The following is a 13,335-nucleotide window of genomic DNA, read 5'->3' on the forward strand; positions in this document are numbered from 1 at the left end:
TACCAGCCTTTTGAGTCATCGGCCGGACCGCGTCTCCGATGGTCCTGCGGTGGTGCCCCGGACCGGCCGTCTCCGTCTCCTGTCATGGGTGCGGCCCCTTCGCGCCGTTCAGGGACCGCCTCGCGGTGTCAGCTCGGTGGGGCCGACGGTGCTTCGGCGGGTCGGGGACCCGCCTCACCGCCGAGGGGGAGGTCCCCGGCGGTCGCCTGGTGGGGGACGATCGGGGCCGGCGTCGCGCGCGGGCCGATCACGTTGAACACGATGTTGAGCAGGACGGCGACGACACTGGCGCCGATGATGCCCGAGCCGAGGATGGTGGCGGCCCAGCCGGGGAAGGCGTCGTAGAAGCCGGGCACGGCCACGGGGACGATGCCGACCCCGATCGAACAGGCCGCGATGATCAGGTTGAGCCCGTTACCGCCGAAGTCGACCGTGCCGAGCGTGCGCACCCCGCTGATCGCGATCGTGCCGAACAACAGCAGGGCCGCACCGCCCAGCACCGGCATGGGGATGATCGCGATGACCCGGCCCAGCACGGGGAACAGGCCGAGCAGCACGAGCGTGGCGCCTCCGGTGGCCACGACGAAGCGGCTGCGCACACCGGTCAGCGCGATGACACCGATGTTCTGGGCCAGCACACCACAGGGAAAGGAGTTGAACAGCGGGGCGAACAGGGCCGAACCCGCGTCGGCGCGCAGGCCGTCGGCGATGCGCCGCCGGTCGATGGGGGTCCCGATGACCTGGCCCACCGCGAGGGTGTCGGCCGTTCCCTCGGTGAGGATGACCAACATGACCACGCACATGGTCACGATCGGCACCAGGTCGAACTCCGGCAGGCCGAAGTAGAGCGGCTGGCCGAAGGAGAACACCGGCCCTTCCAGGACCGAGCCGAAGTCGACCCGGCCGAAGGGGACCGCGATCACGGTGCCCAACACCAGACCGAGCAGGACCGACATGCCGGCCAGGGAGGGCGGCAACAGCCGGTACAGCACCAGCATGATCAGCAGGGTGATGCCGCCCAGGGCGAGGTTGGACAACGAGGGATGCCCCGAAGCCTCCCCGTCGATGATCCAGTTCGCGGCGACGGGCAGCAGCGACAGGCCGATGACGGTGATGACGCTTCCGGTCACCACCGGGGGGAAGAAACGCAGCAGGGCGGCGAAGAAGGGGGCGATGAGCACCCCGAACACGCCGGCCGCGAACGTCGCGCCGAAGACCACGGGCAGGCCGCGCTCCTCGGCGAAGGTGGCCATGATGCCCAGGGGGACGACGGAGATGCCCACGACCATGGGCAGCCGCGCGCCGAAACGCCACACGCCCAGCGTCTGGAGCAGCGTGGCCAGTCCGCACACGAGGAGCGCGCCGCTGACGAGGACCCCCAGCGCTGCCGTGTCGAGTCCGGCCGCGGCCCCGATGACCAGGGGAGGGGTGGCGACCCCCGCGTACATCGTGACGATGTGCTGGAGGCCATAGGCGAACAGAAGCCGGGGCGCGAGCCGTTCGTCCTCGGGACGGTCCGTCGGGGACGCCGGGGGACGGTCGGCCTTCACGGGGGTGCGGGTCTTCCTGAACAATTCAGCCCCTTGGGATCGTGAGCGGCGGTGATACGGAGCACGGGATCCGTTGTCGCTCGCCGTCACCGAGAAATCGCTGTGAGTGATCGTCGGAGGGTGTGGGCGGGACGCGCACGGACGACAGCGGGGCCGGTGCGCGGCCGGACGGACGGGGCGTGGGGGCGGCCGATCACCGCCCGCCGGAGGGGGCGCGGTCCCGGGGGCCGGGACCGCGCCGGACCGGTCAGATGAAGCCGGGAACGGTCTCCCAGACGCGACCGGCCGCGGGGGCGTCGTCGCGTTCGATGGTGGCCTCGATCTTTCCGTAGGAGCGGTCGGAGGCGAAGAACACCTCGTTCGGGTTGTCCAGGCCGAACGGCGACAGGTCAACCACGAAGTGGTGCTTGTTCGGGCAGGAGAACTTGATCTCGGCGACCTCGGGGTGGGCCTCCAAGACGGCCTTGCCCATCTCCCACAGCGTCTGCTGGAGGGCGAGGCTGTGGTGGTTGGCGAAGGTCTCGATCAGGATCGCGCGGATGGACGCATAGGTCTTGTCCCAGTCGATGTCGGTGCCGATGTAGCGCCAGCGGGCCTTGACGTCGGTGGCCATGACCCGGTCGGTCGTCTCGGCCAGGGTCGTGTATTCGGTCCGGGGGAAACCGTGGAACTCCGAGTCGGTCGTCTTGAGGACGGTGAGCCCCTCCAGGCCGGAGATGACGGTCTCCTCGGCACCGTCCTTGACGACGACGGTGGTGCGGGTCTCGCGGCCGTCCCGGACGAAGGAGTGGTTGTGCGGACCCTCGGCGGTCGCGGCCCGGGTCCAGGTGTACTCCTCGATCTCCTGCCGCGCCCCGTGTACCTGCTCGAAGGTGTCCACGTGGTAACGGGCCAGGCGGAGCGCGAAGTCCTCGATCGCGCCGACCCCGTACTTGCGGGCGAAGGCGTAGACGGTGTTCTTCTGCGTGTCGGTGGCGACACAGTGGGCGTTGTCGCCCTTGGTGTGCACCGCTTCGAAGTCGCCGCGCAGCTGGGAGGTGACGTTGACGTCCTTGATCGTGTGGACGTCGGTGTCCCGGTTGATGTGGACCAGGCGCACCTCGGCCTTGCCGTACTGGTTGTCTCCGAGACGGATTGCCATGTTCGGGTCAACTCCTTGAGGTGGTGGAAGGGGGGAACTGCGGAGTTTTTCCGTCCGGGGCCGGCAGCGACCCCGGACGGGTGCGCCCGAGGGAGGACCGCTGAACGCGGAAGGACCTATCACGCACTCGAAGGAGGTTCGGGAGGGGCGGCCTAGCTGCCCCGGTAGGTGGAGAAGGAGAACGGGCTCAACAGCAACGGCACGTGGTAGTGCGCGTCCTCGTCGGTGAGCTCGAAGGTCACCGTCACCTCGGGATAGAACCCGCGCTGGCCGCTGGCGGCGAAGTAGGCGGCGGTGTCGAAGGTGATGCGGTAGCGGCCCGTGGCCAGGCGCTGCGGGCCGAGGTCGGCGACACGCCCGTCGGCGTCGGTGTCTCCCGTGGCGACCGTCGACCAGGCGCCGCGTCCGGCGTCGTCGGCGGCTTCCAGGCGCACCGGGACACCGCCGGCCGGCCGGCCGAGGGCGGCGTCGAGGACGTGGGTGGTCACGTGGCTGCGAGTTCGGGCGTTCACTGGTCGAGCACCTTTTCCACGCGCACGAGCGCGATCTTGCGGAGTTCGTCGGCGACGACCCTGGCCTCGGTGGCCGGGTCGTTGCCGAGCCGGTCGGTGAGGTCGGCGAGCAGCTCCTCGCCGGAGCGCCCGCTGGCACACACCAGGTAGATCTGTCCGAACCGGCGCTCGTATTCGGCGTTGGCGGCCTGGAAGGCGTCTCGGACATCGCTCCGTCCGGTGTCGACCCCCGCTTGTTCGCCGCGTGACCAGGCGGACTCGGTGTCGCGGCCCGTGGCGCGCTCGCCGATGCGGGGGTGGCGGGCCAGGGCCTTGGCGACCTCGTCGTCGGTGATGGTGCGGGCATGGGCGTCGGCGGCGGCGAAGAGCGCGGTCCGGTCGTTGAACGGCCGTTCGCGTTCCAGCGCCGTCACCCAGCGGTCGATGTCGAGGCAGCGGGCGAACTCGGTCTGGAACTCCTCGGCCGACAGCGCGTTGACGCGCGACAGTCCGGAGTCGCCCCCCGTGTCGGTGCTCTCGGGCATGTGCTCTCCAGAGAAGGCGTCCGTCGGGGTGATCTCCCCGTTGACCTTGGCGAGGGCCGTCGTGGCCGGCCGGAACGCTCACAGTGTGGCGATCCCGTGTTTCCACGGCGTATCCCGACGTGACAACCAGATTTCGTAGTGCAGAAACTTCGTTTTGTATGACGGACTGTAGACCGGGCGGTCTGCGGGCTGTCAACACTTGAAGTGAGATGAATTGCGGTTCATGGCGACTTTGTTCACAATGACGAAACTTCTGCGTACTTCATCCATTGATGTCGCTTTTGCGGCTTTAAGGGGGTGAGGAGGTGTTTACGGCGAGGGTGTTGACAAGGAGGGTGGGGGAGCGCACACTCAAGGAGGATTCCTTGAAGTGAAAATTACATTCCACATAGCGAAATAACTCCGGAGGGCTGAGCCCATGAGCCACACGCTGCGCTACACGGCGAACTGCTCGCTGCTGTTCACCGAGCTGCCCGTGAACGAGCGGCCGGCCGCCGCTGCCGCCGCCGGGTTCGACGCGGTGGAGTTCTGGTGGCCCTTCGCCCGGCCTGTTCCCGGCGACGCCGAGGTCGACGCCTTCGTCACCGCGATCACCGACGCGGGAGTCCGGCTCACCGGCCTGAACTTCTACGCCGGTGAGATGCCCGGCCCCGATCGGGGGGTGCTCTCCCTGCCGGATCGGGCCCAGGAGTTCCGGGACAACGTCGACGTCGTCGTCGACATCGCCCGGCGCACCGGGGTGGCCGCCTTCAACGCGCTGTACGGTCTGCGCCAGGACGGGATCGACCCGGCGGAACAGGACCGGATCGCCCTGGAGAGCATCGGCATCGCGGCGGCGGGGGTCGCCGCCGTGGGCGGCACCGTCCTCATCGAGCCCATCAGCGGCGCCGACGCCTACCCGTTGTCGACCGCGGCCGACGCGCTGCGGGTCGTCGCCGCCGCGCACGCCGCCGGCGCGCCCAACGTCGCCCTGCTCGCCGACTTCTTCCACCTCGCCGCCAACGGGGACGACGTCGCCGCCGTGGTGGACGCCCACGCCGCGGAGTTCGGCCACATCCAGATCGCCGACTTCCCCGGACGGGGCGAGCCCGGAACCGGCACGCTCCCCCTCGACGAGCTCCTCGGCGCCGCCCAGACCAAGGGGTACGACGGGTACGTCGGGCTGGAGTACAAGCCGACCGTGTCCAGCGCCGAAAGCCTCGGTTGGCTCAAGCGCTGAACAGGACCGCATCCGTCAGGAAGGAAACGTCAATGCCCCAGGCGCACAAGGTCGCCTTCATCGGACTCGGCATCATGGGCCTGCCGATGGCGGTCAACCTGGTCAAGGCCGGTTTCGCCGTCACCGGTTACAACCGCTCGCCCCACAAGGCCGAACAGCTCGCGCAGCAGGGCGGGAAGGCCGCGAGCTCCGTCGCCGAGGCGGTGCGCGACGCCGACGTCGTCATCACGATGGTGCCCGACTCGCCCGACGTCGAAGAGGTGCTCCTCGGCGAGGACGGCGTGTTCGCCAACGCCGCCCCCGGGACCCTCGTCATCGACATGAGCACCATCCGCCCCGACGTCTCCCGCGAGCTGGCCCGGGCCGGAGCCCAGCGGGGGCTGCGCGTCCTGGACGCGCCGGTGAGCGGCGGCGAGGCGGGCGCCATCGAGGCGAAGCTGTCCATCATGGTCGGAGGGGAGGAGGCCGACTTCGCCGCGGCCGAGCCGGTCTTCTCCGCCCTGGGCACCACCTGTGTCCACGTCGGCCCCGCGGGCTCCGGCCAGACCGTCAAGGCGGCCAACCAGCTCATCGTCGCCGGCAACATCCAACTGGTCGCCGAGGCACTGGTGTTCCTGGAGGCCCACGGCGTCGACACGGAGGCCGGCCTGAGGGTCCTCAACGGAGGACTGGCCGGCAGCACGGTGCTGACCCGTAAGGGCGAGGCGATGCGCAACCGCGAGTTCCAGCCGGGGTTCCGCGTCGAACTGCACGACAAGGACATGAAGATCGTGACGACCGCCGCGCGTGAGGCGGGGGTGAGCATCCCCGTGGGGGCGCTGGTCGCCCAGTTCGTGGGCGCCCTCAAGGCACAGGGCCACGGCGGGCTCGACCACTCCGCGCTGCTCAAGCTCGTCGAACAGCTCTCCGGATCCGAGCGCGGCCGACCGCGCGGATGAGACGGGTCGCCGCCGGCGGGACTGGCGGGACGGTCTCGCGTCTTACGTGTGCTCCGCGCGAGATCCGGCCGCCTGGGTGTTGGCCGCACCACGGTTCCGCCGGCGGAACCCCAACCCCCTAGCACTGAAGGGTTTGCCACCATGGTACAGATGCCCGCGATGAACGCCGTCGTCGAGGTGATGAAGTCCGAGGGCGTCGACACGGCGTTCGGATGCCCCGGCGCGGCGATCCTCCCCCTCTACAAGGCGCTTGAGGAGGTCGGCGGAATCGAGCACCTGATCGTCCGCCACGAGGAGGGCGCCACCCATATGGCCGACGGCTGGGCGCGCACCAGCGGCCGGGTCGGCGTCGCCATCGGAACCTCGGGTCCGGCCGGGACGAACATGATCACCGGCCTGTACACCGCGTTCGCCGACTCCATCCCGATCGTCTGCATCACCGGCCAGGCGATCTCGACCAAGCTGCACCAGGAGGCCTTCCAGGCCGTCGACATCGTCGAGATCGCCAAACCGGTCACCAAGTGGGCGGTGCAGATCAAGGAGGCCGCCCAGGCCCCGTGGATCTTCCGCGAGGCCTTCAGGACCGCCCGCGAGGGACGTCCCGGTCCGGTCCTCATCGACATCCCGCTCGACGTCGCCCAGCAGATCATCACCTATGACCCGAAGATCGACGCCCCGCTCCCGGTCGCCGCGGTCCAGCCCCACCAGCCCAGGGTCGAACGCGCCCTCGACATGCTGCTGGCCGCCCAACGGCCCCTGATCCTGGCGGGCGGCGGTGTGATCATCGCCGACGCGGCCGAGGAACTGCGCGAACTCGCCGAATACCTCAACATCCCGGTCCAGGTCACCCTCATGGGCAAGGGCGCCATCGACGAGAACAGCCCGCTGTTCTCCGGTATCACCGGCATCCAGACCTCGCAGCGCTACGGCAACGCCTCCTTCCTGGAGTCCGACCTGGTCCTGGCCGTGGGGGCGAGGTTCGGCGACCGCCACACCGGTCGGCTCGACGTCTACCGAGGCGACCGGGCCTTCATCCACGTCGACATCGAGCCGACCCAGATCGGCAAGGTCTTCGAACCGGACCTGGGCGTCGTCTCCGACGCGCGACTGTTCCTGCGCGCCCTCCTCGACCTGGCGAGGAAGCGCGGCGCGGGCCGGCCGGCCGGAGCCTGGGTCGAGCGCGTCGGGGAACTCAAGCGGACGCTGGGCCGCCGTGAGGACTTCGACACCACCCCGATCAAGGCGCCTCGCGTCTACAAGGAGATCAACGAGGTCTTCGGCGCCGACACCTACTTCGTCACCGCCATCGGCCTCTACCAGATCTGGGGCGGGCAGCACCAGAAGGCGTTCAAACCGCGCCACTACCAGATCTGCGGCCAGGCGGGCCCGCTGGGCTGGGAGATCCCGGCCGCGATCGGGGTGAAGAAGGCCCTGAAGAACACCGAACCCGACGCCGAGGTGGTCGGGATCGTCGGAGACTACGGCTTCCAGTACATGGTCGAGGAGCTCGCCGTCGGCGCCCAGTACAACGTGCCGTTCGTCCTCGTCATGCTCAACAACGAGTACCTCGGGCTGATCCGCCAGGCCGAGATCCCGTTCGAGATGAACTACCAGGTCGACATCCACTACGACGAGTTCGGCACCGACAACGTCAAGATCATGGAGGCCTACGGCTGCTCGGGGCGGCGCGTCGCCGATCCGGCCGAGATCAGGCAGGCCCTGGAGTGGGCGCGCAAGGAGGCCGAGGCGACCTCCCGGCCGGTGCTGGTCGAGATCATGATCGAGCGCGAGGCCAACACCCCGCACGGCCCGTCGATCGACGCGGTCAAGGAGTTCGAACCGCTGCCCGACGAGGCCGCGCTCTAGACGACCGCGCCCTCGGGCGCGGCTCGCGATCCGGGGGCAGCCGGCCCCCGGACCCACTTCCACAGGAGAGAGATGTCATTGAGTGACCAGGAGTTCCTCCGGTACCCCGACCTCGCCCTCCGCTCCTTTGGCGGCGCCGTCGTCTACGCCAACGACGAGTCCTTCGCCGAGCGGGAGAACCTCATCAAGCCCACGGCGCCCTTGTTCGACGAGACGGACTTCGGCCACAAGGGCAAGGTGTACGACGGGTGGGAGACCCGACGGCGGAGGACTCCCGGGCACGACTGGGCCATCGTCAGACTGGGCGCGCCCGGCGTGATCCACGGCGTGGTGGTCGACACCGCCTGGTTCAAGGGCAACTACCCGCCCGAGGTCTCGGTCGAGGCGGCGGGTTTCGAGGGGTACCCCACCGTCGAGGAGCTCAACGCCGCCGAGTGGACCACGATCGTGCCACGGTCGCCGGTCCAGGGGCACCACGCCAACGTGTTCACGGTCACCGACGACCGCCGCTACACCCACGTCCGGCTCACCATGCACCCCGACGGCGGGATCGCCCGGTTGCGGGTGCACGGCGAGGCCATCACCGATCCGCGGCTGCTCGTCGCCGGAGGGCTGGACCTCGTCGCCCTGGAGAACGGCGGCCGGGTCACCGGGTGCAGCAACGAGTTCTACTCCTCGCCCACCAACCTCATCGCCCCTGGACTGACCCGCACCATGGGGGAGGGGTGGGAGAACGCGCGCCGCCGCGACGACGGCAACGACTGGGTGGAGTTCCAGCTCGCCGGCTGTGGCGAGGTGCGGCTGCTCGAACTGGACACCAGCTACTTCCTGTTCAACGCGCCCGGGGCGGCCCGGGTCACCGGATGCGACGAGACCGTCTCCGACCCGGCCGACCCGGACTCCTGGTTCACCGTGCTGGAACGCACCGAGCTGCTCCCCGACACCCGCCACCGTTTCGTGGTGGCCGATCCCCGTCCCGCGACCCGGCTGCGCCTGGACGTCTACCCCGACGGCGGGCTGGCCCGGTTCCGGGCGGTGGGCGAGCTGTCGGCGGAGGGTCGCTCCGCGCTGTGGCTGCGCTGGGCCAACGCCCTGCCCGAGGCGCAGCTGCGCGCCGCCTTGAACGCGGCGGGCCTCACGGGGGACCAGGCCGAGCAGGCGCTCGCGAGCCGCCCCTTCGACAAGGCGGACGCGATTCCCGCCGAACTGACCGGGGGCGCGTTCTGATCCCGCGTCCCGGTTGATGGCTCCCAGCCGCAGGGAGCCGGGGCGTCACGGTGGCCGACTTGGCCGGGTCACCGTGGCGCCCCTTCGCGGTGGGACCGGATTCGAGGGTCCGCCCCATCCCGCTCGCGGGGATCTGCTAACGTGATCGTCGTTATGCTGCGCGAGCTGCTCCTCCTTAGCGGCCGCGGCGGGGGCCGTTAGTCAGGCCGGCTCCCTCGCCGCGGGGCTTCGGCGTGTCTTGTCGGCCGTACGACACCGTGAGCACTCTCCACTGAGGAGCACCCGTCATGATTCCGCAGCAACAGCCCAGCGGTATGCCCTTCCAGCGCTACCAGCCCTTCGCCCCGGTCGATCTGCCCGACCGCACCTGGCCCTCCACGACGATCACCCGGGCGCCGCGCTGGCTGTCCACCGACCTGCGCGACGGCAACCAGTCCCTGATCGAGCCGATGGACTCCGAGCGCAAGCGCGAGATCTTCGACCTGCTGGTACGCATCGGCTACAAGGAGATCGAGGTCGGTTTCCCCGCCGCCAGCCAGACCGACTTCGATTTCGTCCGCGGCCTGATCGAGGACGACGCGATCCCCGAGGACGTGCAGATCTCGGTGTTGACCCAGGCCCGCGAGGACCTGATCGAGCGGACCGTGCAGAGCCTGGTCGGAGCGCGGCGCGCGACCGTGCACCTGTACAACGCCACCGCGCCGGAGTTCCGCCGCGTCGTGTTCGGCGTCGACCGCGACGCCTGCAAGGCCATCGCGGTCGAGGGCACCCGGCACGTCATGAAGTACGCCGAGCAGTACCTGGGCGACACCGGGTACTTCGGCTACGAGTACTCCCCCGAGATCTTCATCGACACCGAGCTGGACTTCGCGCTGGAGGTCTGCGAGGCGGTCATGGACGTCTGGCAGCCCGGCCCCGATCGCGAGATCATCTTGAACCTGCCGGCCACCGTCGAGCGCGCCACGCCCAACGTCTACGCCGACCAGATCGAGTGGATGAGCCGCAACCTGTCGCGGCGCGAGTACGTGTGCCTGTCGGTGCACCCGCACAACGACCGCGGGACGGGGGTGGCCTCGGCCGAGCTGGCGGTCATGGCCGGCGCCGACCGGGTCGAGGGGTGCCTGTTCGGCCACGGTGAGCGCACCGGCAACGTCTGCCTGGTCACCTTGGGCATGAACCTGTACAGCCAGGGCGTCGACCCCCAGATCGACTTCTCCGACATCGACGAGATCCGCCGTGTCGTGGAGCATTGCACCCGGCTGCCGGTGAGCCCGCGCCACCCCTATGGGGGCGACCTGGTCTACACCGCCTTCTCCGGATCGCACCAGGACGCCATCAAGAAGGGGCTCAAGGCGTTGGAGGCCGACGCCGAGCAGGCCGGCGTCCCGGTCGAGGAGTACCCCTGGAAGGTCCCCTACCTGCCGATCGACCCCAAGGAGGTCGGCCGCACCTACGAGGCCGTCATCCGGGTTAACAGCCAGTCGGGCAAGGGCGGGGTGTCCTACATCCTGCACCGCGACCACCGTCTGGACCTGCCGCGTCGGCTCCAGATCGAGTTCTCGCGGGTGGTGCAGGAGTTCACCGACGCCGAGGGCGGCGAGTTCACCGGTGAGCGCATCTGGGAGATCTTCCGGGAGACCTACCTGACCGACCGCGGACCGGTCGCGGTCATGGCGCACCGTTCCGCCACGGAACCCGACGGCTCCTACCGGGTCAGCGCCGACGTGCGCGTCCGCGGTGAGATCCGCGAGCTGGTGGGGACGGGCAACGGGCCGATCTCCGCGTTCGTCGACGCGCTGGCCGGCGTGGGGATCAAGGTCCGCGTCGTCGACTACGCCGAGCACGCGATGAGCGAGGGCGGCGACGCCCGCGCCGCGGCCTACGTCGAGGCCGAGGTGGACGGCCGCACCGTGTGGGGTGTCGGCATCAACGACAACATCACCACGGCCTCGCTGAAGGCCGTGTGCAGCGCGGTCAACCACGCCACGCGCGGCTGAGAGGACCCTCCCGGGGTGCGCGACCGCCCGTACCCCGGGAGGGGGTCACTCGCGGCCGAACATCTGGGTCCAGTGGACGCCGTCCCGGCCGACGCCGATGGACCGGTTGTCGCAGTCGAGGATGTTGGCGCGGTGGCCGGGACTGTTCATCCAGGCCGACATGACCTCCTCCGCCGAGGACTGGCCGGCGGCGACGTTCTCGCCGGACCAGGCCCCGTATCCCGCGGCGGCGGCCCGCTCGTCGGGTCCCTCGCCTTCGGGGTTCTCGTGTGCCATGTACTCCCGTTGCGCCATGTCCTCGCTGTGGGACTGGGCGGCCGAGGTCAGACGCTCGTCGGGGCGCAACGGCGCGCACCCCGCCGCCGCGCGCTCGGCGTTGGCCAGCGCGACGACCGCTGCGGCGGAGTCGGCCTGCGGTGCCTCGTCCGGCTCCTCCTCCCGCTCCGCCTCCCCGCGGTCACCGCCGGAGGGGCTGGGGCGGGGGGAGACCTCCTCGGCGGGGATCTCCACGCTGAGCTCGGTGGTCTCGCCGGTCGCGGACGGGACGTCGGGCGCCGAGGGGCTGGCGGAAGGGGCGGGGGAGGACGCGGGGGCGGCGGAGGACGGGACCGGCGGCAGCGAGTCGTCGGGGACGATGACGTTCAGGTCGCCGGCCTGTTCACCGGCCTCGTCCGAGGACAGGGAGGCCAGGGTCAGGGCCGCGGCCAGGCCGAGCCCCACCGGAACCGCGGCCAGCGCGCCGATCACGGGCCGTTGCCACGGGGGAGCCGGTGGAACGGGGGCGCGTCTTCTCCCCCGCCGCGCGCGTCGCGTTCTATCGTCCTGCCGCCGGTGGTTCGCGTTGCCCCGTGGCATGTCGTGGCCCCCGTCTGCCTGGTGTGGGTCGTGTTTGCGCGAGATGGTAGACCAAATGCGGGCAAAGAGTGTCGTGGTTCCCCGTTACCGCAGGAAAGGCGGTGGGGCCCGGTCGGCACCGGACCCCACACGTCGAAGGCCGCTCCCGCTGGAGCGGTTCAGTCCTCCTCGGCCACGGTGACGCGGCGGGCCATGGACACGGCCACGATGGAGATGATCGCGGTGAACACGAGATAGATCGCGATCGGCGCCCACGAGTTGTCGTAACGGCCCAGCAGCCAGGTGGCGAGCAGCGGCGCGGTGCCGCCGGCCAGCGCCGCGCCGACCTGGTAGCCCAGCGTCACGCCGGTGTAGCGGACCCGGGTGGAGAAGATCTCCGAGGACAGCGTGCCGATCGTGGCGGTCACGGGAGGCCAGAAGATGCCCAGGCCGATCACCGTGGCCAGGACGAGGGCCCAGGCGCCGCCCAGGTCGATCAGCATGAAGTAGGGCGCGGCGAACAGCGCGAGCAGTACGGCGCCGCCCAGGTAGACCCGCTGGCGGCCGAACGTGTCGGAGAGGCGGCCCATGAGCGGGATCATGACCGTGGCGACGATCGCGCCCACCGTCACCGCGTTGAGCGCGGTGGCGTTGGCGAAGCCGAGCGTTCCCGTGGCGTAGCTGACCACGAACGTGCCGAAGATGTAGAACGGCGCGGTCTCCACGACCTTGGCGCCGATCGCGATGAGCACGGAACGCCAGTGGTGGCGCAGCGTCTCGGCGATGGGCATCTTGGCGACGTTGCCCTCGGCCTTGGCCTGGCGGAAGGCGGGGGTCTCGTCGATCCCCGAGCGGATCCACAGGCCCAGCAGCACCAGCAGGAAGCTGGCGATGAACGGGATGCGCCAGCCCCAGGAGGTGAACTGCTCCTCCGAGAGCAGCTGCATCACGGTCAGGGCCAGACTGGCCAGCAGCATGCCGATGGTGATGCCCATCTGCGGAACGCTGCCGAACAGGCCGCGGCGGTTCTTCGGGGCGTACTCGTAGGCGAGCAGCAGCGCGCCGCCCCATTCGCCACCGATGCCCAGCCCCTGCACCAGGCGCAGGATGATCAGCAGGATGGGGGCCCACACCCCGATCTGGGCGTAGGTCGGCAGCAGGCCGATGAGCACGGTCGAACCGCCCATCAGCGACAGCGTGATGACCAGCGTCTTCTTACGCCCGATGCGGTCGCCGATGTGCGAGAAGATGAAGCCGCCCAGGGGGCGGATGAAGAAGGTCAGGGAGAAGGACAGGTAGGACAGCATCAGCGACACCACGGGGTCGCTGGAGGGGAAGAAGAGCTCGTCGAAGACGAGCCCCGCGGCGGTGCTGTAGAGGAAGAAGTCGAACCACTCGATCGAGCTGCCGGTCAGGCTGGCCGCGATCACCTTTCCGTGCGGACGTTTTCTGGCGCTGTTGGCCACGCTCATGTGCGCGGGTCTCCTGTTCAAGCCGGCCTCGGTGAGGCTGGGGGATGCGGCCCGC

General features: G+C 69.8%; 11 protein-coding genes. 5 read left to right on the forward strand and 6 right to left on the reverse strand.

The window, feature by feature from the left end:
- Positions 1-128: 128 nt before the first annotated feature.
- The 4 genes from ACYVHU_RS00740 to uraD all read right to left on the reverse strand — a co-directional run bounded on the left by ACYVHU_RS00740 (position 129) and on the right by uraD (position 3,727).
- Positions 129-1,574 carry a nucleobase:cation symporter-2 family protein gene (locus ACYVHU_RS00740; RefSeq protein ID WP_078760182.1) on the reverse strand — a complete coding sequence of 482 codons (1,446 nt, stop codon included), beginning with the start codon at positions 1,572-1,574 and terminating at the stop codon, positions 129-131.
- A gap of 223 nt (positions 1,575-1,797) precedes the next feature.
- The gene (gene pucL, locus ACYVHU_RS00745) at positions 1,798-2,691 is read right to left on the reverse strand and encodes a factor-independent urate hydroxylase (protein ID WP_078760183.1); all 894 of its coding nucleotides are present in this window, start codon (positions 2,689-2,691) and stop codon (positions 1,798-1,800) included.
- A gap of 152 nt (positions 2,692-2,843) precedes the next feature.
- A complete protein-coding gene (gene uraH, locus ACYVHU_RS00750) occupies positions 2,844-3,203 on the reverse strand; it encodes a hydroxyisourate hydrolase (protein ID WP_235000721.1) in 360 nt (119 codons plus the stop codon).
- A complete protein-coding gene (gene uraD / locus ACYVHU_RS00755; RefSeq protein ID WP_498947337.1) occupies positions 3,200-3,727 on the reverse strand; it encodes a 2-oxo-4-hydroxy-4-carboxy-5-ureidoimidazoline decarboxylase in 528 nt (175 codons plus the stop codon). The genes uraH and uraD overlap by 4 nt, the downstream gene beginning before the upstream one ends.
- 418 nt (positions 3,728-4,145) lie before the next feature.
- Between uraD and ACYVHU_RS00760 the strand changes: the two genes are divergently transcribed.
- From ACYVHU_RS00760 to leuA, 5 genes are all read left to right on the forward strand, one after another.
- Positions 4,146-4,946: a hydroxypyruvate isomerase family protein gene (locus tag ACYVHU_RS00760; protein WP_078760186.1), complete on the forward strand. Its 801-nt coding sequence runs from the start codon at positions 4,146-4,148 to the stop codon at positions 4,944-4,946.
- A gap of 32 nt (positions 4,947-4,978) precedes the next feature.
- Positions 4,979-5,884, forward strand: a complete 906-nt coding sequence (locus ACYVHU_RS00765; RefSeq protein WP_078760187.1) for a 2-hydroxy-3-oxopropionate reductase — start codon at positions 4,979-4,981, stop codon at positions 5,882-5,884.
- 141 nt (positions 5,885-6,025) lie between these two features.
- Complete coding sequence (gene gcl / locus ACYVHU_RS00770; RefSeq protein WP_498947338.1) at positions 6,026-7,750, forward strand: glyoxylate carboligase; 1,725 nt, start codon at positions 6,026-6,028, stop codon at positions 7,748-7,750.
- A gap of 72 nt (positions 7,751-7,822) precedes the next feature.
- Positions 7,823-8,977, forward strand: coding sequence for an allantoicase (alc, locus tag ACYVHU_RS00775; RefSeq protein ID WP_078760189.1), 1,155 nt, complete (start codon positions 7,823-7,825; stop codon positions 8,975-8,977).
- 287 nt (positions 8,978-9,264) lie between these two features.
- The gene (leuA, locus tag ACYVHU_RS00780; protein WP_078760190.1) at positions 9,265-10,974 is read left to right on the forward strand and encodes a 2-isopropylmalate synthase; all 1,710 of its coding nucleotides are present in this window, start codon (positions 9,265-9,267) and stop codon (positions 10,972-10,974) included.
- A 45-nt stretch (positions 10,975-11,019) separates the two neighbouring features.
- Here leuA and ACYVHU_RS00785 read toward each other — a convergent pair whose 3' ends face one another.
- Both ACYVHU_RS00785 and ACYVHU_RS00790 read right to left on the reverse strand, forming a co-directional pair.
- A complete protein-coding gene (locus tag ACYVHU_RS00785) occupies positions 11,020-11,721 on the reverse strand; it encodes a CAP domain-containing protein (RefSeq protein WP_235000723.1) in 702 nt (233 codons plus the stop codon).
- A 266-nt stretch (positions 11,722-11,987) separates the two neighbouring features.
- Positions 11,988-13,280, reverse strand: a complete 1,293-nt coding sequence (locus ACYVHU_RS00790; RefSeq protein WP_078760192.1) for an MFS transporter — start codon at positions 13,278-13,280, stop codon at positions 11,988-11,990.
- Positions 13,281-13,335 lie beyond the last annotated feature (55 nt).

Source organism: Marinactinospora endophytica (assembly GCF_054780875.1).

Excerpts from the sequence above, each read along its gene's own strand:
- pucL (WP_078760183.1), bottom strand. The coding sequence starts at position 2,691 with ATGGCAATCCGTCTCGGAGACAACCAGTACGGCAAGGCCGAGGTGCGC.
- uraD (WP_498947337.1), bottom strand. The coding sequence starts at position 3,727 with ATGCCCGAGAGCACCGACACGGGGGGCGACTCCGGACTGTCGCGCGTC.
- ACYVHU_RS00760 (WP_078760186.1), top strand. The coding sequence starts at position 4,146 with ATGAGCCACACGCTGCGCTACACGGCGAACTGCTCGCTGCTGTTCACC.
- ACYVHU_RS00765 (WP_078760187.1), top strand. The coding sequence starts at position 4,979 with ATGCCCCAGGCGCACAAGGTCGCCTTCATCGGACTCGGCATCATGGGC.
- gcl (WP_498947338.1), top strand. The coding sequence starts at position 6,026 with ATGGTACAGATGCCCGCGATGAACGCCGTCGTCGAGGTGATGAAGTCC.
- alc (WP_078760189.1), top strand. The coding sequence starts at position 7,823 with ATGTCATTGAGTGACCAGGAGTTCCTCCGGTACCCCGACCTCGCCCTC.
- leuA (WP_078760190.1), top strand. The coding sequence starts at position 9,265 with ATGATTCCGCAGCAACAGCCCAGCGGTATGCCCTTCCAGCGCTACCAG.
- ACYVHU_RS00790 (WP_078760192.1), bottom strand. The coding sequence starts at position 13,280 with ATGAGCGTGGCCAACAGCGCCAGAAAACGTCCGCACGGAAAGGTGATC.